Raw genomic sequence first — 22,027 nt, forward strand, 5'->3', positions numbered from 1 at the left:
ATACATGTACTGTTTTGGTAAAAAACGAAACAAAATAAAATCTATGAATCAACTCTTACGCTTAGTAGTGTTCACCCTTCTTATCACTTTTGCAGCAGGTTCTGCCAAAGTTTTTGCACAATTAAATTATTATTGGACTGATAATGGTGCATCTGATAACTGGAGCGATGTAGGGAATTGGGCTACCCGACTCACCGGCTCGACCGACCCATTACAGCCTGCTATTGATTATCCTAAGCGGACAACAGATAATGTATTTTTTGATGTTGTAGAATATAATGATTTAGGGGGTGATATAAATGTGATAATTGATGTACTTGATGCAGCTTGTGCAAATTTTGATGGATCAAAAGCAACTGTAAACGGAATAGAAAATAGAAATTTTATATTAACTGGAACTAACGCTGGTAAACTAACTATAGCTGGAAACTATAACTTATCTGCAAGTCCGGCTGCAACTAATAGCTTTGCTGGTATTACAGAATTTTCTGGCACAGGGATTATTAATACAGATGTGGCTTTCTCTGGAACTATATTATTTAATAATGTGACAGGTGTATGGACATTGGCAGCACCATTAACTGTAAACAACTTGACTCTACAAAATGGAACATTGGATGTATCTACATCCAATCATGGAATAAATATAACTGGTAACTGGACGGTCTTATCGCCGGCGGTTTTTAATAGCCAAGATGGAACAGTATCCTTTGATGGAGCAGAAAGTGCAGAAATTATAGTACCATCAAATGTAGTATCGTTTTATAACTTGACGATAAACAAAAACCCAGGAAATGTAAATATTAATGAAAACCCAACCCCAAGTACATCCAGGATCAATTTTGTAATTGAGAATAATTTAAACATATTAAGTGGTGGCCTTTTTGATTGGGGTAATCAAATATCTAACACTGGAACTGCAGGAACTAAAACCTTGAATGTAGGGCCTGGAGCGAATTTATTTATCGGAGATGACAACAATATTACTCTTCCAACTACCTTTCCAACCGGATTTTCTACCATCACGTTGGACCAAGCGAGTACAATTGATTATAGAGATCGAACTACAAATCAATTAATATCTGCTATTCCAATCTATGGTAACTTAACTCTGTCTAATGCAGGAGGAACGCAGAAGATTAAAACTATTGCTCATCCAAATCCTGCTATTGCTAACCCTCCTTCTATTTTTTTAAGGATTTTGGGGAATGTAAATATTGAAAATTCAATAACCTGGGTGGATAACGGTTATCAAATAGAAGGACAAGTAGATAAAGCTTTTAACATGGGTGGTAACTCACAGTTAAACTTAGGCAAAGCTACTGTGGCAACAAGATTTCCATTAAATTATATAAGTGCTAATATACAATTGAGTGTACTAAGCACTGTAACTTATAATGCTGGTGTTGCACAAAGTGTGAAGGGTATAGTTGGAGTGGGCTATGGAAATATTGTGTTGAGCGGAGGTTCCTTGAAGACTCTTGATGATAATACTATTATTCAAAATACATTAAATATCAATCCAGGTACTACTCTTGATGTATCGTCAACTAATGATGTAAATAATATAAGAAACATTAATATACAAGGAAATTGGATTGGAGGAGGTAATTTTAGAGCACGTACAGGTACTGTTACTTTCTATGGAACAACATTGAGCCCTCCTCAAACTATTACCTCAAATATTAATATAAGTGTACCCAATAGTGAACCTAGCCTAAATAACTTCTATAACATAGTTATCAATAAACAAATTGGAGGTGTTACACTTAACTCTTCAGTAACTGTAGGCCGCGATCTAGGAAATGGCACTGTTGCCAATAATGTTGCCAATGGAAGTATTGAGCTTACAAGAGGAGTCGTTACAATTCCTAATACTAATAACTCACTAATACTTAATAGAAATACAATAGTAGTAGGCTCAGATCGGTCTGTACCTACAGAACCTAGTGGCTCAAATCCATTGAAACTAACAGGAGGCAAGGCTCCAATTCCTTTATTAGGCGATCCGGGTAGTTATATAGATGGCTATATGATTAAAAAACAAAGTATAGCTGATGAGCTATTTACTTTTCCTTTAGGAAATGCAGGATCTTATCGTCCTGCCGGTATGATCTTTAATAATAATAATAGAGGAGACTTCAGAGCTAGATATATTAGAAGTCAACCACCAAATTATACTTCTGTAACTGCCCCATTATCAATAAGTAGATATGAATATTGGGATATAAGAAGAATAGATGGAAATGCAAGTATAAGAGTAGTCTTATCATGGCAAATACCAGTGAGTGGCCCGGCAGGCCTTCCAAATTATTTGCCAGGTACCAGTTTAGCTGCTGCTCAAGGAATAGTTGTAGCTGGTTCCAGAGAAGGCGGACCATGGGAGGACTTCCAAGGCGCTATGCATAATGTGACAAACACTACAATAGATGGCTATTCAGGCTTCTTAAGAACTCCTGGAGCAGCCGGTGGAGGCGAACGCGTTTATTGGACTCTTGGTTCTACAATAGTAGGTTTACCAGTTAACCTTCTTTACTTTCAGGCTCAGCTTCAGAATGAAATAGTAAAGTTAAACTGGGCTACGGCACAAGAAATTAACAATGACTATTTTACAGTGGAAAGATCAATTGATGGACAGAACTTTACAGAAGTAGTACAGGTAGAAGGAGCAGGTACTAGCGAAGTACTAAAACAGTATCAGGCCACAGACCCTCAACCTGCTGCAGGGGTAAGTTATTACCGCTTAAAGCAAACCGACCTGGATGGTAAATTTAGTTATTCTAAAGTAGTGGCAATAAACAGCCGCCAAGGGGAAACCGTTTTGCAAGCGTATCAACCATTCACCGGCCAGTTGCAGGTAGAGTATTCTATGCCCTCACAAGAGACAGGCATACTTCAGGTGTACGATAGTCAGGGCAAACATGTGTGGAGCAAAAGCATAACTTCCACTGCCGGCCAAGAGAAAATATATCTAACCTCTGCCAGAGGATTATATCTAGTAACCTTACAAAGTAGCCAGGGAACACTAGTAAAGAAAGTGATTATCTATTAACCACAGGTAAAATAAACCACTATACTGAGCAGGCCAAAAGTCTGCTCTTTTTTATGCGAATTAATATATTTATTGCCGTGTAGAAGTATCGTATAACAAGTAAAATTTAAACAAAAAACCGGGACAGCAAGGCTAGTCCCGGTTTAAACCGATTCAAACTATATATCACTAATTTATGCTAAACAGGTAAATTCTTTTTTAAGTACACTTCTGCAAGCATATAGTAGGCTACATTCTCGCCTGTGTTTCTTTATTTAAATTAATTTATATCAGTCAGAAAAATATATGCACGAACAATGTTTATGTTAGTCATGTAAATGGGTACGCGTTCCTTTTAAAGCATATACGATACCATGTACTTGCTGATACAGCTTTCGTTTAAAGCCCATTAGCCGAAGCAAATTGCTTAGTCCAATACAATGCTTAGCTTCACCCAGTGCCTTTTTGATCTACCTAGGATTCGCCGCATCTCCATAATAGCAATTCCCAAAGTTATATAGTCCTTACGCATCAATCAAATCAATAATATTTATGAATTAATAGATTGTGTCTATATTTGCAGCATGACTATCATTCAGTTAGAATACATTATTGCTGTGGATACCTACCGGCATTTTGCTACAGCTGCCGAAAAATGTTTTGTAACGCAGCCCACATTAAGTATGCAGATACAAAAGCTGGAAGAAGAATTGGGAGCAAAAATTTTCGATAGAAGTAAACAACCAGTAGTGCCAACCGAACTAGGCGAAAACATTATCCGGCAGGCCCGTATTGTTGTTCAGGAAGCGAAAGCCATCCGGCAGATTATCCGGAACCAGAAAGAAGAAGTAAGCGGGGAGTTGCGGTTAGGTATTATCCCTACCCTGGCGCCGTATCTGTTGCCCTTGTTTTTAAATCGCTTTTTAGCCAAATATCCTGGCATTCGCGTAACCATTACAGAAGTAACTACTGAACTGCTGATAGAAAAATTGAAAAAACAACAAGTAGATGTAGGGATACTAGCCACGCCTTTGCAAGAGCCAGGTATATTTGAGACTAAATTATTTTATGAAGAGTTTGTTGTATATGCCTCACCTGAAAGCAATATGCTGCAACACACGAAAGTAGATCTTAAAAATATTGATAACAGTGCCTTGCTACTACTTCAAGAGGGCCACTGCATGCGCTCGCAAATTGTAAATCTCTGCCAGATACGTGGCATAAAGCAGGAAAGCAGCCGTTTGTCCTATGAAACCGGCAGCATCGAAACCCTCAAGCGGATGGTAGAGACCAATGCAGGCGTTACCATTATACCCGAACTGGCTACGCTAAATTTATCCGAATCGGCAAAGACGATGATCAGGCGCTTTCAGGAGCCTGCGCCAGTGCGGGAAATAAGCCTGGTGACTCACCGCTATTATATGAAAAAACGGCTGATAGATGCCCTGCAAGCAGAGATTTTAACAGTCATTCCGGATGCCATGAAGGCAAAGGCAGAAAAGAACGTACTTTCTGTTGAGCAGGTATAAAGCCTACATGACTTCTATTCGAATCAGATGTCGCAGGCAAAATAGCCTGTGTCGTAACCTGGAGCCGGTTTGTCTTCGATGCGCACTATTTTATCCAGGCGAACCTCCTCGCCGCTGCTAAGTTCAATAAAGGTAGCACCGTCTTTTTCAAACAGATTTTTAATAATAGCCACCGTAGTGATGAACTCATTGATATCTGTAAAATACTGGATACGCACTGCTTTTTTTGCCCGGGCAAATACATTGATCTGCGCCAGGTAGGTAGTATCTACAGGTTTGTACATGTTCATAACTGTATAGGTTTATGCTTCTCTATTCCTGTAAGTGTTGGTCATAAGCAAGTTTAGTAAAGTACCAGGCAACAAGAATCTATACGTGTGTCTATAGAAAATGGCTATTTTTCCGGATACAAATGCTTAAATAATCAGGAAAAATATGCTACCTTTGCAACCCTTCTTGCAGAGAAAATGTTCTTTCAAAGCAAGACAAGTTCTTTGATTTATGGGGCCGACCGGAATTGACAGCTTGAGCAGCTGCGTGTAAGCATGCCGGGAGTTGAGAGGATCTCCTGTCAAAAATTCTTTCAAACAATAAATGGCGAAGAAAACTACGCCCTTGCTGCTTAATTAGGATAATTAACTAGCATGTGCTTCGCTAGCCCCACGTACTGCCGGGTTAGCAACCGAAGCATCACAATGCAGTGCTGGCTTTTACAAGGTCATGGTGTAAAAGTGAGATTAAGTGACTAAGGAATGGATACGTTTGCTACTGACCTATTCCATTCCCGACAATCTGACAGTAGCTAAGCATGTAGAAGGCACGTTGGTTTCCTTGTCTGGACTAGGGTTTAACATATCGGACCCGCTGTGTGGCGACATACAGGCAATAATCGGATGAATTCAGGAAACGCTACGTCAGTAATGATACGCTAATCTTGAGCCAAGCCAGGTGTACACATCTGGAAGGTGCAGAGACTACCTGGGAACTTGAGTGTTCTTAATAACAGGCATGAGCGTCCGACAACTCAATTCGAGTTGATGATATAGTCCAATCTGTTAGGAAACTTTCAGGAGAACTAATGAAGTGGCTTTATTAGTTTAATTTGCGAATCCCTACGGCTCCACTATTTTACTGCAAAACCCCATAGCATTTCTGTTAATGGGGTTTTGTGTTTTATAGGCTATATCTGTACTTTAAAGATAAAACTTTATGTATGAGAAAAAAAGTGGAACTGATATGTGAGTTCTGCAAAGCTGCGTTTAGCAAAGATGAAGCTGAGTTTAAAAGGAATATGCGATTGAGCCGTAAAAATTTTTGTAGTTTGTCATGTGCAGGCAAGGTAAATCATCTCAATCTCCCAAGTTATACTCTTATATTCATCGTATGCTATTTCTATTCATGCAGACAATAAGAAAGACCATTATTCTGGCTTTAGAGAACATTTAAGAAGATGCAGACGAAGGAATCAAGAAGTTACTATTACACTGGATGATTTGAAAACTCAATGGGAAGTTCAAAAGGGTATCTGCCCATATACAGGTCTTCAATTGGTTCAGCCAAAATATAATTCAAAAAATGATATCCAAACAACTGCCTCATTAGATAGAATTGATTGTAAGAAAGGGTATATAAAAGGTAATATCCAGTTTGTTAGTATGGCGATTAATTACGCCAAAAGTACCTTAACTCATAAAGAAATGATAGCTCTTTGCCGAAAAATTGCAGATTATTGGAAAGATAAAGCTCCTATCTAATAAGCATCTTATGTATAGAATAAAAATAGTAATGGAACGCCAACCGGCATATCAGGGCTTGCTTGAACATCTCAAAAGAATAGTCTTAAAAGGTATCATATACCTCGATTGAAGAGGTATAGGATACCAGATTCAAGTATCTAAGGTTTTTATAATAATGAATGGAAAAACTAATTGAATTTTTAGTTAACCCGGCTGGTGGAATTAGTCAATATCAATGAGCTTTTTTCTTTATACATAATCTATATTCAGGTATGTTGTTACCTGTTTTATAGAAAGGAGTAACCTCTGCAATATTGTTTACATTTATGCATAATCAGACACTTATCACACTGAAGCAACAGTTACTGGAAGCTTGTCAGCAGGCACAGGCTAAGCGGGTGGAGTACGCCCGCAAAGCTATGGAGGAGGCACAGCAGGCTGCCAATCAGGAGGAGAAGAGTACCGCTGGCGACAAATATGATACTTCCAGAGCCATGAGCCAGAATGTGCGGGATATGAATGCTAAGCAACTACAGGAAGCTTTAAAAGAAATAGCTTCGTTGCAGCAGATCAAGCCGGAGATACTTGTTAGCCAGGCAAAACTGGGCAGTGTAGTAAAAACAAGTATGGGTAATTATTTTATTGCTATTAGTGGCGGTCCTTATGTTCTTGGAAAAGAAAAATATTTCTCTATTTCTCCGGCCTCTCCTATAGGTGAATTACTGTACAACAAACGAAAAGGCGAATCATTTGTGTTCAGAGATAAATCTATACTTATCACCGATGTATTTTAACTATATGCCGGGTTTGGCAGATTTACCTACTTCTATTTAGAAGTAAACTATCCCTTAGAGGCGGCTTGTTGCAGCGAGTACTCAATTTTTACTTTGGCAATTCCCATCTTCATCAATCCAATTTCCTGCGCAGCCAGTTTAGAGAGATCTATTAACCGGCCTTTGGCATATGGCCCACGATCATTTATGCGCACCGTTACTGTTTTGCCGTTGGAAAGGTTCGTAACTTTTACTTCTGTACCAAAGGGCAACGTCCGGTGGGCGGCAGTTAACTTAGCTTTGTGATAGATCTCGCCACTGGCCGTTTTTTTTCCATGATGCTTGTCGTTATAGTAGGAAGCTACCCCAGTCTGTGTTTTGGTAATTTCATCTTCCGGCAAGGTTTGTCTTGTTTGAAAAGAGCTGATAATAAGAGTAAATACAAGGAATAGAATAATTTTTATACCTGATTTCATACGAATAAATGTTAGCCCGGGAAGCATTCCTTTCACTTATTTTCCAGCACATCCATCTTTTAAAAGGCGCTTTCCCGGAGGGTTTATTTTGATTTATTCAGGTATTTACTGCATCGTAAACGGAAAGGTTATCCTAGAGCAACTATCTGCTGACGAAATAGCTGAGACAGAGAAGGATTTAGTGCCGAATATTTAACCGAACTCTGCCTTTCCCTTTCAACAGAAAATGCAGGCGAATGGCAGGATTGGTTGGAAAGGATAAACTAAAAAAGCTACAATCCGCAGTTTGGGTTTGTAGCTTCTATTATTAAAATCGTATAAAATCAGAATAAGTATCCTTAAAAAGGCAGGTCGTCATCCAGGTTGCCTTCGCCATTGGGAGCCCAATCTGTGTAAGGGCGGGCAGGTTGTCCGGCTTCCGCTTTTGCCGGAGCAGGGGAGTTGGGAGCCGTGGCCTTGCTTCCGGCTGCATTAATCTTCCATGCTTGCAGGGAATTAAAATATTTTACCTCTCCTTTGGCATCTGTCCAGCGGCGTCCTTTTAAATTAAACATTACTTCTACTTCCTGACCAACCGCAAATTTATCCAGCAGGTCACATTTATCTTGTACCAACTCCAGTTTAACAAATTCTGGATATTGCGTATTTTCTGCAAATTCCACTACAAATTCCCTTTTGCGGAACTTATCGGAGACTTGTTGGGTAGGGGTAATTTCCACAACTCTCCCGGTCAATTCAAAGCTCATATAAGACGTTTTAGTTTGTATTTCTTATACAAATATACCGATTTTCAATGGTAAATACCTGGTATTTGCTAGTATAAATCTTGATTTATTTGCGTTATTTTGCACTATTTTACAGAGAAACTCCTATTTTGATGACCACATCTTTAACTATTGACGTTGAGCGGGCGCATGAGCTGCTGAAAAAAATTGTTACCCATACTCCTTTGCAGTATAATGCGCGCTTGTCAGATAAATATGGAGCCAGCATTTATTTTAAAAGAGAAGATCAGCAGATAGTACGGTCGTACAAAATCCGGGGAGCTTATTGCAACATTTATTCCTTAGATCCTGCACAGCGGGAGAAAGGCGTAGTTTGTGCCAGTGCAGGTAACCATGCTCAAGGCTTTGCTTATAGTTGCAGCCTGATGAAAATCAAAGGATTTGTGTTTATGCCTCAAGTGACACCTAAACAGAAAATCCGCCGGGTGCAAAATTTTGGTGGGGAGTGGGTAACCATAGAATTGGTGGGCAATACCTTTGACGAAGCAGCCCATGTAGCCAGTAAATTCTGTCTGGAAAATAACTTAACCTATGTTCATCCCTTCGATAACCTCCATACAATTGCTGGCCAAGGGACAGTGGGGCATGAAATTCTGGAAGATATGCCAGATGTGGAAGTAGTAATTGTGCCAGTTGGAGGCGGAGGATTAATTTCCGGTGTAAGTGCCTATCTGAAAGATAAAAATCCGGCTATACAAGTAATAGGGGTAGACCCGCAAGGTGCACCCAAAATGGTGGAAGCCCTTAAAGCAGGCTACCCGGTAAACCTAGATAAAATAGATAATTTTATAGATGGGGCAGCCGTTAAAAAAGCTGGTGATATTACCTTTGAATTTGTAAAGAAATACACAACTAAAGTAATAGCTGTAGCCGAAGGAAAAGTTTGCACGAACATGATTGAGCTTTACCAGAATGAAGGCTTAACCATCGAGCCAGCTGGTGCTTTGTCGGTAGCCGCTTTAGATGCTTTGCAAGATCAAATCCGCGGTAAGAAAGTAGTATGTATTATTAGTGGAGGTAACAATGATATTGCCCGTTATCCGGAAGTAATTGACAGAAGCTTAATTTACGAAGGATTAAAGCACTATTTTATTGTTGAATTTGCACAGAAGCCAGGTGAGCTGTTACGCTTTCTGCAAAAAGTACTGGGCCCGAATGACGATATTATCCGTTTCGAATATTTGAAAAAGACAAATAAAGAATTTGGGCCAGCATTAGTAGGTATTGAGCTTAGTTATAAAAATGATCTGGAACCACTGCTGGAGCGGATGCGGGAACAAAATATTGTATCTAAAAACATTACGCACGACGACGTATTGAGGCGGTATTTTGTATAGAAATAAAAAATAGGTTTATCAAAAGCCCTCGCAGTGTTAGAAGCTACGAGGGCTTTTGTGTTACATTAGCTAGCTATCCAGGGCAGCGTTCATAAAATCATTCAAAGGTTTAAGGGCTTTCCAGGCTTTCATACAATAACTCAAGTAGTCTGGCTGAATTACCGTACTATCTTCTACATAATGGGTAGCAATAAAATCTTTTTGTTTCAACAATTCTATATCTGGATGTTCTGGACTATAGCCCTTAGGAGTGGTTTTTAGTTTCTCACCAGTAATCGTTCCGTAGTATTTCTTAAAACTCTGCGTGTTCAAGATGTTTCTCAACTGTTCGCCATTGTAGTCGATTTCCTGGCGGATCTTTTTCAAATCTTCTGGTGGCGGCATGTATACCCCTCCGGCTAACATAGATTTTCCATCTGGTTCTATATGGAGGTAGTAGCCGGCTTTCGTGCTTTTTTTTCCTCCTTCGGCAAAGTATGCCCCAAAATGGGTTTTATACGGTGTTTTGTTTTTAGAAAAACGTATGTCACGATGAATTCTAAAAATACAATCTTTGGGTTCTAACAGAGAGAAACCAGGCTCCAGTTGGGACAGATCTTTAATAATATGGCGAACAAATTCAGAAAATTCTGCTTTGGCCGATTCGTACATTGGCCGATTGGCTTCGAGCCATTCCCGGGTATTGTTTGGTTTTAGTTGCGATACAAATTGCAATACTGCTTGCATAGGTAGGTAGTAGGATAAAAACTATTTCTTGTAAACTTTCGCTTGTCAGGGTAAAATGGCCAGATGGGGCAAAGGTAGGTATTTGGACAGTAATCTGGTACAGATAGGAGAACGGTATGTAGCCAGAAGTTACTAGGCAAACAGTGCGGAGAACTTAGTTTTCTAACTTCTGGTGAATACCCGGTAGACACTCAAAGAGCATACCTTTTGTACCGAAAGCTTTACCCTATACTTACCGTCTTCCCACTATTTCATATACCTGGTATTTGTCTTTTTTTCCTTTCAGCGTAACTGGTTCCCAGGGGTTAAGGTGTAACAGGTGATTGACTTTACTGCATACCGCTTCACTGATGAGGATGGTATTTTCATGATCTTTGGTAAGGGTTTCTATTCGTTTTCCGGTATTTACGGTATCGCCTGTAATAGAGTACCCGATATGGTCTTCAGAACCGGTATTGCCGGCTATAACTTCTCCGGCATGAATGCCTATGCCAATTTTAATTTTCTGACCAAACTGCGGCATATATTGTTCGTTTAGTTTTTCTACCCGCTTTATCATCTCCATGGCGCAGAATACGGCATTCTGTTCGTTATCGGCATAAGAGATTGGAGCGCCAAAGCATGCAAAAATCTCATCGCCTACAAACTGGTTCACCGTACCATTGTGCTCTTTTATACTTTCGGTCATTAAGGTATAGTAACAGTTAAGGAAAGCTACTACTTCTTTGGGGCTGATCTGTTCACTAAATGTAGTAAAGCCGCGGATATCGCAGAACAAGACTACCACATGTCTGAGCTCTCCTTCAAAAATAGACTCTTCGGCTGAATCCAGGGCTTTTCTAACTACTTCTTCGGGTACATATTTCTGAAAAAGCCGTAGCGTTTTTTCCTGCTCGGTCACTTTCAGTTGCAGTTCTTCAAGCAACTGTTTATTGTTGCGTTGCAAGCGGTAGAGTTGACAAGCATTATCAATGGTCATTTTTAGCTCATGTGTATCCCAGGGTTTGGTAATGTAACGGAACACACGGCCAGTATTAATGGCTTCTATAATAACCTCAATATCGCTGAAACCAGTCAAAATCATGCGGATGGTGTCGGGATACGCAGGAATAACTTTTTCCAGGAACTGTACACCCGTCATTTCTGGCATCCGCTGGTCGGTAATCACCAGGTTTATTTTTTCATTTTGCAAAATATCCAGGCCATCTTTGCCACTGGTAGCGGTAAAGATGCTATAATGGCGGCGGAAGGCAGCTCTGAATGATACCAGGTTCTGTTCTTCATCATCCACATACAGGATGCTTAACTTATCTTCCGGTAACATGGGCATAGGCTTGTGTAAGTAGTTTATTGTGTTTCTCTAGCTGTAAGGTCTGTTGTACAGGTATCTTATTTTTATAGGGTTCACAGGTTGCGTTGTGGGTTGCAAAATTATTCTAAATTTGCAATTTGCCGGCAAGAATTTAATGGCTGGTTGCTTATCTTTATGAAGGGCAATTACGTTAGCGGAAATTAAAAAAATATATATGACAATTACTACAGATTTTGATATAGGCGATGAAGTAAGACTGGAAAACGGCGAAAAAGGCAAAGTGACCAGCATTACCATTAGAGTAAGAAGTAATAAGTCCGGGGGGGATTACAAAGTAGAATATGAAATAGACCACTCGTATGTCCGGTTAAGCTTCCAGCTAACCAAAACCTGATTTCCTGCTTACTGATGGCTATAGCTTCCGTAATGTGAAGCCAAGTTCTGATTCCTGCTGAGTAAGCATTACATACAGGGTAATCGACTAACATAAGCTAGCAGGCTTACTTATATGTTACTTTCCCATAGAAAACCAAGAACATGGCCAAGGAAAAACTATCCAAAACAGTAAATATTAAAAATAAAAAAGCCTCTTTCGAATATCAGTTTCTGGAAACCTATGTAGCCGGTATTATGCTAAAGGGTACTGAAATAAAGTCGATCAGGCAGGGCAAAGTAAACTTGCAGGAAGCCTATTGTGTGTTTATGGGCGAAACCCTGATCGTTAAGCAGATGAATATTTCTACCTATAGCGAAGGCACACATTTCAACCATGAACCTCTACGCGACCGCATACTGCTGCTTCAGAAAAGAGAACTGAACAAATTAGCCACTAAGTTACAAGACCAGGGGTTAACCATTGTTCCCACGCGCTTGTTTATTACCGACCGGGGCTTTGCCAAACTAGAGATAGCTCTGGCAAAAGGCAAAAAACTATACGACAAACGGGAAGATATTAAAACAAGAGATGTAAAACGGGAAATGGAACGGGAAAAGTATTAGGTTCAACGCATCGAAAAACAGCCGGTATACAAGCAAACCTATGTATACCGGCTGTTTTATTTTGTGCCTTTCTGGAATTGGGAAAAAATGAATAAATCCTTAAATTACTTAATTGATATACTAGTTATTGTTTACATGAGTAAAGGTATTTGTGCATTAAGTGTTATTCCCGTACGGACTGAGCCTTCTGACAGAAGTGAACAATGCACCCAGTTACTATTTGGCGAAGTGTATAAAGTGCTAGCCCAAACGGAGGATAAAAAATGGCTGCAAATTCAACTATCTTTTGATTCATATACCGGATGGATCAGCACGATACAACATTTTGCCGTGTCTGATAGTTATTATGAAGCATACCTGCAGCAGCAACATCCCATATGTACAGATTATGGCAATTATGTAGTGCAACAGCCCTACAAGTATATGTTACTACCCGGCAGTGTTTTGCCTTTTTATACCAAAAATAAATGCACGATTGGCAATAAAGAGCACAACCTGGAAGGTACAAATATACGTATGCCTGATGCAGCTATCAACCTGATAGACATAGCTGCGCTATATTTAAAAAGCCCCTATATGTGGGGAGGTAAAACACCTTTTGGGATAGACTGCTCAGGGTTTACACAGCAAGTGTTCAGGATGGGTGGAGTTGCTTTACCAAGGGATGCCTGGCAGCAAGCTACCTGCGGTACGCCTATTGATCATTTGGAAAACACTATGCCTGGCGACCTGGTATTTTTCGATAATGACAAAGGCAAAGTAATACATGTAGGCATTTTAGTAGAACAAAACAAAATTATCCATGCCAGTGGGGAAGTAAGAATTGATTATTTAGACACACAGGGCATCTGGAACCAAGACAGAAAATTATATACGCACAAACTCCGGAATATACAACGGATGACGAGGAACCAATAAGCTATGGCCAGAAAAGTGCTTATTCTCAATCAGGACTACAGTCCGCTTACCATTTGCAGCGTCCAGAAGGCGTTTATTTTGGTGTATTTAAGTAAAGCAGAACTAGTGGCAGATGCAGGTGGCTACCTGCTGCGTTCTGTAACAGCTACCTATCAAATGCCCTCTATTATCAGGCTGTACAGGTATGTGAATTTGCCATACAAAGGCGTGGTACTTAGCCGGCAAAATATTTTCAAACGTGACAATGGCCGCTGCCAGTATTGCTTCACCCCCGAAGACCTCACACTCGATCATGTGATACCTAAATCCAGAGGAGGTAAATCAACCTGGGATAATCTGGTGACGGCTTGTAAAAAATGTAATTCTAAAAAAGGTGATTTTACTCCACAGGAAGCCGGTATGCTATTGAACCAGACCCCCTATAAACCGTCTTTTGTGGTCTTTCTCCGCGATTTTTCAGGCAATATTGAAGAAACCTGGAAGCCCTATCTGTCCAAGAAAATGAAGATGTTTTAAAGAAAAATGGCGTATTCTGCTTGCTTTCAGCTATCATTGCGGCAAGTATAATATTTCCTAAACGTGATTTTTATGTTTGAAAATACCTCACCAAACCGACTGAATATACTACAAGCATTCGACCGGCTGCTTACCATTATGGATGAACTCCGTGAACAATGCCCCTGGGATAGAAAACAAACCATGGAAAGTTTACGGCATCTGACTATAGAAGAAATGTATGAATTATCTGACTCTATTCTGGAAGGGAATATGGCAGAGGTAAAGAAAGAGTTAGGCGACTTAATTCTACATATTGTTTTTTACGCCCGCATTGCTTCCGAAACCAATACTTTTGATATAGCTGACGTGTTAAATGCCATTTGCGACAAACTTATCAGCCGCCATCCGCATATATATGGCACGGTAAAAGCCGATACCGAAGAACAAGTAAAACAAAACTGGGAGCAATTAAAGCTGAAAGAAGGAAATAAATCGGTACTGGCCGGTGTGCCCAGTTCTCTGCCTGCCTTGGTAAAAGCAATGCGTATTCAGGAAAAAGCCCGTGGTGCCGGATTCGACTGGGAAGAAAAAACGCAGGTTTGGGAAAAAGTAGAAGAGGAAATGCAGGAGTTTAAAGAAGCGTTCAATAGCGAACAAGAAATAGATAGCAAAGAAGCAGAAGGCGAATTTGGTGATCTCTTATTCTCTCTGGTAAATTATGCAAGGTTTGTGGATATCAATCCGGAAACGGCATTAGAGCGGACCAATAAAAAATTTATAAAACGATTTACCTACCTGGAAGAAGAAGCCAAAAAAGCCGGAAAAAATCTGCAAGATATGACACTAGCCGAAATGGATATTTACTGGGAGAAAGCAAAAAAGCAAAAATAACTTATTTCAGAACGGATGGAGTGTGTCTTTTAAAATACACCCAATACATCCACAAAAATAGAAACAGCACAATGCTTCCCTGTAAGGCATACATTGCATCCGACATCCATGGGCCAATAGACATAAAATAGTTCTGTTCCGGAAAATTCAGATAGTTTTCGCTGAAACTGGGTACCTCTATTCTGTACCAGAACTTAGATACAGCCAGGGAAACCAGGAAAAACCAAACATAAAAGCTGACAGGGAGTTTTCTGTTTTCCAGGGCTTTACACAAAAAAGCTACAAAAAATGGCCAGGCATTTATAAATAACCTGCTTTCTGAGCTGATACTGAGCAACACATAGCCTGCCACTAATCCGTGTAACCCCAGTCCATACCGGTTAATTGTCTCCATAAACGATCGGCTGTAATAAAGTGCTAGGAGCAGTAGTGGGCCAATATACACCGCATGAGCTACCAGAAAGGCAAACGGATTGGCAATAGAAGATATAATTATGTTGGCTAGAAATCCCTTATAATTTAGAGGAGAAGGTTGGTCGCCAGCTCCCCAGAATATAATCATGTAAACGCCAATCAATATACTTACTGCTAGTAACACCCTTCCCCAGGCTTTAAAATTTTGTATGCACTGTCTATACAGATCAACGCTGAACAAACAGTTAGCAGACAGATACAAGTAAATTAATACGGCTGCTATACTTATAACCAATACCACAGGCGGACTTGGATTAAGTAAAGGAACCTGCCTGTAAAACACAAAGACAATAATTAGCAATAGAAAACTAAAAGCCATTGATAGGGCTATCCACCGTTTCCCTAAATCATAGTTATTACTGGAAACGTCATTTCTGTACTGTATAGGAAATATAAATAGTATGAGCGATGAATAAAATAGAGTTGGCAAAGTAAAGGCCCCAATCAAGCCCATACTAAGAAGGCCAGTTGAACTACGCATTAAATAAAAATAAAGCAAGCTCAATCCTAGAGTGAATGCCATTATATCAGTGAGAACTGGATAATAAAAGGCCATTTTCATTATCGCAAAATTGATAAACAAGCCAGTAAATCCCAGAAGCTTTCCTCTGTTGCTTAATGCTAATTGTTTGCATATAAGAAGCCATATGCCAAAAGAGATGAAGATAAGCAGTATATTTAAGACTAGAAATGCAAAAAAGACAGCGTGTGTAGTCAGGGGAAGACCTATTAATTTGAGGCTATAATAAATGAGGCCGGAAGGAAAAATTCGTTGGAAGTAGTACACATTAAGTGTCTGGCCGAAAGCGACCTGGGGAAAGTGTAACGTATAATCAATATATTTTTCTCCATCCCAAGTTAGGCTATCACTAAACTGCACATAATCTGGAAATACTAAGTGGAATACAATAAGGCCTATTAGAACACTCAGTAAGCAAAGATTGAGATGTGTATTACAGAGCTTAAATGTCTGGTCAGCAAGTTTGTTCAACGGCGCAGCTACAATTTGGGTAAAAACAAAGATAGAGATAAGGTGCAAATAATGCGCAGATCTTGATAAGTGCACAGAATTTTTGTTCGGACATCTATGTTATCTTTGACGATGGCAGGAAGTAGTATAGTATAATTCCTTAACAGGCCATCTAATTTATAGTTGATACTCAGGACTTTTGTACCTTTGCCAATATGACAGAAATACCTATAGTGGCTTCTATAGCCACAAAGACAGTAAAAAAAGACATACGTAAACTAGATCTAGCAGCAATAAAAGAATTTCTTACTGCCCAAGGTGAGCAGGCATTCCGGGCAAAACAGATACATGAGTGGTTATGGAAAAAGTCAGCACTTAGCTTCGATCAGATGACCAACTTATCGGTAGGCCTGCGGCAGAAGTTAACGAATCATTTTATTATTAACCCGGTACAGATAGATAAGCAGCAACTAAGTTCTGATGGCACTATTAAATCTGCTTTCCGGCTGTTCGATCATAACCTGGTAGAAGGAGTGCTTATTCCGGCCGACGACCGGATGACAGCCTGTGTTTCTTCTCAGGTAGGATGCTCACTAACCTGTAAATTCTGTGCTACTGGCTATATGGAACGGAAGAGAAATCTGGATGCTGCGGAAATTTATGACCAGGTAGTGCACATCCGGAATATGGCAGAAGCCCAGTACCAAACACCCTTGACCAATATTGTATATATGGGTATGGGCGAGCCGTTATTAAACTATGCGAATGTATTGCAGTCTATTGAGCACATTACTTCACCCGAAGGACTGAATATGGCTCCCAAGCGCATAACGGTATCTACCGCAGGTATAGCCAAGATGATAAAAAAACTAGGTGATGACCAGGTAAAATTCAATCTGGCTTTGTCATTGCATGCAGCTAATGATGTAAAGCGGAATCAGATTATGCCAATTAATGAAAGCAACAGCCTGGTAGCTTTAAAAGAAGCTCTGCAATATTTTTATAAACAAACCGGTACCAGAGTCACCTACGAATACATTTTGTTTTATAACTTTAACGACACAATAGACGATGCACGGGAATTGTACGAATTTACCAAGCATACGCCTTGCAAAGTGAATATTATCGAATACAACCCAATAGCTGAAGCAGCTTTTACCAATACGACGGAGGATTCATTAACTAAATTCAGCCGGTTCCTGGAAAATAAGGGAGTCGTGGTAAATGTGCGGCGCAGCCGGGGGAAAGACATAGATGCTGCCTGCGGACAGTTGGCAGGAAAAAAATAAGCCCATTTACTGGTTGTAAGAATATACTTAAAATGCAAATTTAACATTCACGTAACATTACAAAACTAAAGTAGATGTAACTTGGTGGCTAAATACATACTATGTTTGGACTGGAGTTAGAATTACTCATATTGCTGTTCTTCTGTTTACTGGCCGCCTGTGCTTTTGAGTTTGTAAACGGTTTTCATGATACAGCCAACGCTGTTGCAACTGTTATTTACACCAATTCTCTTAAACCCTGGACAGCGGTAATCTGGTCAGGGATCTGCAATTTTATAGGTGTTTTTGCCGGTGGTATAGGAGTGGCTATGGGCATTGTCAATCTACTTCCTGTTGAACTACTTATTGACCAAGATGTATACCATAACATTGCCATGGCTCTAGCACTTTTATTCAGTGCTATTATCTGGAACCTGGGTACCTGGTATTATGGTTTGCCGAGTTCAAGTTCGCATACCCTTATTGGGTCAATTCTTGGAGTAGGGCTAGCGTTTTCGTTTATGCCGGAAAATACTTCTGGCACTGCTGTAAACTGGAGCAAAGCTACTGAAATTGGGCTCTCGTTACTGGTTTCGCCCCTTTTTGGATTCAGTCTTACCATTTTTCTGATGTTTTTGCTGCGCAGGTTTTTGAAAAAAGATGAAATATTTAAAGAGCCGCACAAACAGAAACCTCCACCCACCTGGATCCGGAGCATATTAATTGCTACCTGTACACTGGTCAGCTTCTTTCATGGCTCTAATGACGGACAAAAAGGCGTAGGATTAGTAATGCTTATTTTAATTGGTATTGTGCCGGCTTATTTTGCCTTAGATCAGCGAAAAAATCCGGAAACGATCAAAAATAACCTTTCTCAAATAGAGCAGACTCTTTCACGTATAGATACTACTGCCTTAACTGCTGAGGACCAAAAGCAATTTGGCCGCATAAATTTACGGATAGATTCTCTCAATACTATTATTAATGAAAATGCAGGTGCCACGGTTATACCAGCGGAAAAACGCCTGGAAGTACGAAGAGATATTCTGCTTATTAATAAAGACCTGACCAAGTTAGTTACAAGTTCTTCGCTACCCATTAGCCGAGAGGATTCACAAATTATATTAAGTAATACTGGCCAGTTGCGTACGCTTACCGATTATGCACCTACCTGGGTTATATTTATTATCTCCTTATCTCTGGGTTTAGGCACCATGGTGGGCTGGAAGCGGATTGTACGTACCATAGGCGAGAAAATAGGTAAGCAACATTTAACGTATGCACAGGGAGCCTCCGCTGAATTAGTAGCAGCAAGCACCATAGGAATTTCTACTGGTTTAGGTTTGCCGGTAAGTACCACCCATGTATTGTCCTCCGGAATAGCAGGAAGTATGGTGGCAAGTAAAGGCATAAAAAATCTTCAGCCGAAAACTGTGAAGAATATTGCCTTAGCCTGGGTGCTCACACTACCCGTATCCATATCTTTATCCGGCTTGCTGTATGTCTTGTTCCGGTGGCTTTTCTAATTAAAAATATTCTCCTATATTTGCACTGCTTTTAAACAAAGCAATTCATCAACAAACTATTATTAAGCCCGCAGATACTATTTGCGGGCTTTTTATTGTTTATGAGAAAAATCGATTAGCTGGCGGGAGGCGTTTTTGAAATGTCCTGTTGATCCATTGCCATTTTTAATTTGTCTTGAATCGTGAAAAACACAGGCCAGTAATTGCCCACAGTCGTATAGGGACGGAGTGCCACAGTAAAAGCAGCAGGAGCAATTTTTAGCAGGCTGATAATAGGAGCCGGTTCATCTAAAATCCGTGAATCATCCGCCATAATCTTTAAAGCTAAGGTGCGGAATTTTACAAAGTCTATGGTGTTTGGTAAATCCATGGTAATATCTACCCGTAAACTGCCCTCTTTTGAATAATTAATAATGGTCCCATTAGATAATGCCCCATTTGGGTAAATAACTGTTTTATTATCAAGGGTGGTTACTAAGGTATTAAAAATCAGTATCTCTTTTACCCTGCCTATCTGCCCCTGTGCTTCTATCATGTCTCCTACCCGGAATGGTTTAAAAAATAAGATTAGGACACCCCCTGCAAAATTCGATAAACTACCTTGCAGCGCAAGACCTACCGCCAAACTAGCAGCTCCCAGTATCGCTACAAAAGAGGTGGTATGAATGCCTAATAGCCCTGCTACACTTATAAATAACAATACCTTTAAACCAATGCTAAGTAAGCTATTCAGAAATGTCCGCAAAGACACATCCAGGTCTCTACGCTCCATTAACCGCATAGAAAGTTGTACCACTTTTTGTACCATCCACAAACCTATCAGCAACACAGCTATGGCTAATAGAACTTTAGGTACATATTCCATGGCCATGAGCATAAATCGTTCGCTATATTCTTGAAGTCTCTGCATAAAATTTCTGCAATAATTCTATTTAACCTGCGAAGAAATAGGAAGAAAAACTAAAGACAAAATGAATCAAGAGATTTTGTGGGGTTTCTTAAAGGTTGCCTTTCCTGCAATAAGGTACAATAGCAAATTAGCAAGCAAACTCACAATAGGTAAGCCTGCCACATAAGCCTTGCTACAAGTTTAATCTGTAGGAGCGGATATTTCTTTAATTCTCTTACCTGCTACTGGAAGGAATCAGTAAGAGAGGGATAAGCAGTAATAATGTAATAGATAGTTTCATAAACTTTCTTGCTTTTTACACAAGTATACTGGTGTAAGCTATAAAAGTTGCACTATAAAAGTGGTAGCAGTTATTTAGTAACCTTCAGTTTTAACTGTTTTTGTATAGCCTGAATAGCTGACTTTACTTCCTGCTCAGTTTTAAGCATATCATTTACCGATTGTATGGCATGAATAATGGTGCTATGGTCACGGCCTCCAAAATGGTACCCGATAGATTTGAGGGAATGTTCTGTATGTTCTTTTGCTAGGTATACGGCAATCTGGCGGGGAATCACATATTCTTTTCTGCGGCTCTTACCCTTTAGCTCTTCCAGAGATAATCCAAAATGGTCGACTACTTTTTTCTGAATAGCCTCAATACTTACTTCTTTGTCTACATGCTGAACAATATTCTGCAGTGTCTGGCGGGCCAGGTCCATGTCTATTTCTTTCCGGTTCAGCGAAGCCTGCGCCATTAAAGAAACAATTACTCCTTCCAGTTCCCGGATATTTGTATCTACACTATGAGCTAGATATTCAATAACCATGGGTGGAATAAATATACCTTCCGTTTGCAGCTTTTTCTGAATAATGGCTATACGGGTTTCCAGATCTGGTTGCTGCAAGTCGGCAGTAAGGCCCCATTTAAATCTTGAAAGCAAGCGGTCTTGTAAGCCTTTCAGCTCTCTGGGCGGACAATCGCTGGTCATAATGATTTGCTTGCCAGCCTGATGCAAATGATTAAATATATGGAAGAATATTTCTTGTGTCCGTTCTTTACCTGCCAGAAATTGCACATCATCAATTACCAGTACATCTACTTGTAGGTAGAAGTTGGTAAAATTCTGCATGTTGTTATTTTTTAATGCATCAATGAACTGATTAGTAAATTTTTCAGATGATACATATAAAACAAACTTATTGCTTGCTGTATTCTTGATATGATTACCGATAGCCTGCACGAGGTGTGTTTTTCCAAGCCCAACACCCCCATAAAGCATCAATGGATTAAAAGAAGTAACACCAGGTTTATTCGCTACTGCATAGCCAGCTGAACGGGCCAAGCGGTTGCAGTCTCCTTCAATAAAGTTATCGAACGTATAATGTGGATTTAAGTAGGAAGCTAAGTGTAACGAATCCAGGTCACGGAGTTCAAATGGACTTTTGTATCCTTCATTTTGAGCTGTATTAGTATACCGGTTTTCTTTTACCATTGAATTAGCAGTGGTTTTGCTGCTAGTAGGTATATTAATTACATAGGGCTTATTTTTTTCATTGCCTTTATCTATTACTATAGAATATTCTAGCCGGCCCTCTACGCCAAGCTCGGCATCTATAGCTGTTCGTAATACGTGTACATAATGTTCTTCCAGCCATTCATAGAAAAACTGGCTGGGCACCTGTATTGTTAATACATTGTTAAAAAGCCTGATAGGAACAATAGGCTCAAACCAAGTTTTAAAACTTTGTTCAGCAATGTTCTCACGGATTACTTTGAGACAATTATTCCATACCGTTTTACAGTCCTTCAACATCCAGCAAAAAGAAATAGTAAGTTAAGTTACCCGATGCTCTAAATTTATGGGGAGAGCAAAAATGAATAAAAA

Annotated in this window: 20 protein-coding genes and 1 other RNA gene; 13 read left to right on the forward strand and 8 right to left on the reverse strand. The window is 39.8% G+C overall.

All coding sequences use genetic code 11. The features are described 5' to 3' along the window. Positions 1-43 precede the first annotated feature (43 nt). Positions 44-3,052, forward strand: coding sequence for a T9SS type A sorting domain-containing protein (locus Q0590_RS13665; protein WP_302038110.1), 3,009 nt, complete (start codon positions 44-46; stop codon positions 3,050-3,052). 563 nt (positions 3,053-3,615) lie between these two features. Beyond that, positions 3,616-4,560, forward strand: a complete 945-nt coding sequence (locus tag Q0590_RS13670; RefSeq protein ID WP_302038111.1) for a hydrogen peroxide-inducible genes activator — start codon at positions 3,616-3,618, stop codon at positions 4,558-4,560. 23 nt (positions 4,561-4,583) lie between these two features. On the opposite strand, the gene Q0590_RS13675 is transcribed toward Q0590_RS13670, so the two are convergent. After that, a complete protein-coding gene (locus Q0590_RS13675; RefSeq protein ID WP_302038112.1) occupies positions 4,584-4,850 on the reverse strand; it encodes a hypothetical protein in 267 nt (88 codons plus the stop codon). A gap of 220 nt (positions 4,851-5,070) precedes the next feature. Here Q0590_RS13675 and ssrA point away from each other — a divergent pair. From ssrA to Q0590_RS13690, 3 genes are all read left to right on the forward strand, one after another. Continuing rightward, positions 5,071-5,403: a transfer-messenger RNA gene (gene ssrA / locus Q0590_RS13680) on the forward strand. Positions 5,404-6,053: 650 nt separating this feature from the next. Then, positions 6,054-6,314 (forward strand): hypothetical protein, encoded by a 261-nt coding sequence (locus tag Q0590_RS13685; RefSeq protein WP_302038113.1) that lies wholly within the window; start codon positions 6,054-6,056, stop codon positions 6,312-6,314. 308 nt (positions 6,315-6,622) lie between these two features. Next, positions 6,623-7,090, forward strand: a complete 468-nt coding sequence (locus tag Q0590_RS13690; protein WP_302038114.1) for a 3-oxoacyl-ACP synthase — start codon at positions 6,623-6,625, stop codon at positions 7,088-7,090. A 47-nt stretch (positions 7,091-7,137) separates the two neighbouring features. On the opposite strand, the gene Q0590_RS13695 is transcribed toward Q0590_RS13690, so the two are convergent. Beyond that, on the reverse strand, positions 7,138-7,545 hold the full coding sequence (locus Q0590_RS13695) for a septal ring lytic transglycosylase RlpA family protein (RefSeq protein WP_302038115.1): 408 nt from the start codon (positions 7,543-7,545) through the stop codon (positions 7,138-7,140). A 338-nt stretch (positions 7,546-7,883) separates the two neighbouring features. After that, positions 7,884-8,291 carry a DUF3127 domain-containing protein gene (locus tag Q0590_RS13700; protein ID WP_302038116.1) on the reverse strand — a complete coding sequence of 136 codons (408 nt, stop codon included), beginning with the start codon at positions 8,289-8,291 and terminating at the stop codon, positions 7,884-7,886. Positions 8,292-8,422: 131 nt separating this feature from the next. On the opposite strand from Q0590_RS13700, the gene ilvA reads away from it, so the two are divergent. Beyond that, positions 8,423-9,667, forward strand: coding sequence for a threonine ammonia-lyase IlvA (gene ilvA, locus Q0590_RS13705; protein WP_302038117.1), 1,245 nt, complete (start codon positions 8,423-8,425; stop codon positions 9,665-9,667). A 69-nt stretch (positions 9,668-9,736) separates the two neighbouring features. Here the strand turns inward: ilvA and Q0590_RS13710 are convergent, their stop codons facing one another. Continuing rightward, positions 9,737-10,393 (reverse strand): DUF2461 domain-containing protein, encoded by a 657-nt coding sequence (locus Q0590_RS13710; protein ID WP_302038118.1) that lies wholly within the window; start codon positions 10,391-10,393, stop codon positions 9,737-9,739. A 232-nt stretch (positions 10,394-10,625) separates the two neighbouring features. After that, the gene (locus Q0590_RS13715; protein ID WP_302038119.1) at positions 10,626-11,723 is read right to left on the reverse strand and encodes an adenylate/guanylate cyclase domain-containing protein; all 1,098 of its coding nucleotides are present in this window, start codon (positions 11,721-11,723) and stop codon (positions 10,626-10,628) included. A gap of 196 nt (positions 11,724-11,919) precedes the next feature. On the opposite strand from Q0590_RS13715, the gene Q0590_RS13720 reads away from it, so the two are divergent. From Q0590_RS13720 to mazG, 5 genes are all read left to right on the forward strand, one after another. Beyond that, positions 11,920-12,099 carry a hypothetical protein gene (locus tag Q0590_RS13720; protein WP_302038120.1) on the forward strand — a complete coding sequence of 60 codons (180 nt, stop codon included), beginning with the start codon at positions 11,920-11,922 and terminating at the stop codon, positions 12,097-12,099. Positions 12,100-12,242: 143 nt separating this feature from the next. Next, positions 12,243-12,704: an SsrA-binding protein SmpB gene (smpB, locus tag Q0590_RS13725; protein ID WP_302038121.1), complete on the forward strand. Its 462-nt coding sequence runs from the start codon at positions 12,243-12,245 to the stop codon at positions 12,702-12,704. Between the two features lie 135 nt (positions 12,705-12,839). Next, entirely contained in the window at positions 12,840-13,622 is a 783-nt protein-coding gene (locus Q0590_RS13730; protein WP_302038122.1) for a C40 family peptidase, read from the forward strand. 3 nt (positions 13,623-13,625) lie between these two features. Next, complete coding sequence (locus tag Q0590_RS13735) at positions 13,626-14,138, forward strand: HNH endonuclease (RefSeq protein WP_302038123.1); 513 nt, start codon at positions 13,626-13,628, stop codon at positions 14,136-14,138. A 72-nt stretch (positions 14,139-14,210) separates the two neighbouring features. Beyond that, positions 14,211-15,011, forward strand: coding sequence for a nucleoside triphosphate pyrophosphohydrolase (gene mazG / locus Q0590_RS13740; protein ID WP_302038124.1), 801 nt, complete (start codon positions 14,211-14,213; stop codon positions 15,009-15,011). Between the two features lies 1 nt (position 15,012). Here the strand turns inward: mazG and Q0590_RS13745 are convergent, their stop codons facing one another. After that, positions 15,013-15,804, reverse strand: coding sequence for a hypothetical protein (locus tag Q0590_RS13745; protein WP_302038125.1), 792 nt, complete (start codon positions 15,802-15,804; stop codon positions 15,013-15,015). An 866-nt stretch (positions 15,805-16,670) separates the two neighbouring features. Here Q0590_RS13745 and rlmN point away from each other — a divergent pair. After that, positions 16,671-17,744, forward strand: coding sequence for a dual-specificity RNA methyltransferase RlmN (rlmN, locus tag Q0590_RS13750; protein ID WP_302038126.1), 1,074 nt, complete (start codon positions 16,671-16,673; stop codon positions 17,742-17,744). Between the two features lie 101 nt (positions 17,745-17,845). Next, entirely contained in the window at positions 17,846-19,249 is a 1,404-nt protein-coding gene (locus Q0590_RS13755; RefSeq protein ID WP_302038127.1) for an inorganic phosphate transporter, read from the forward strand. Between the two features lie 115 nt (positions 19,250-19,364). On the opposite strand, the gene Q0590_RS13760 is transcribed toward Q0590_RS13755, so the two are convergent. Continuing rightward, complete coding sequence (locus Q0590_RS13760; protein WP_302038128.1) at positions 19,365-20,159, reverse strand: mechanosensitive ion channel family protein; 795 nt, start codon at positions 20,157-20,159, stop codon at positions 19,365-19,367. Positions 20,160-20,509: 350 nt separating this feature from the next. Beyond that, entirely contained in the window at positions 20,510-21,955 is a 1,446-nt protein-coding gene (dnaA, locus tag Q0590_RS13765) for a chromosomal replication initiator protein DnaA (RefSeq protein WP_302038129.1), read from the reverse strand. Positions 21,956-22,027 lie beyond the last annotated feature (72 nt).

It is taken from the genome of Rhodocytophaga aerolata, from assembly GCF_030503435.1.
GTDB classification, from domain to species: domain Bacteria; phylum Bacteroidota; class Bacteroidia; order Cytophagales; family 172606-1; genus Rhodocytophaga; species Rhodocytophaga aerolata.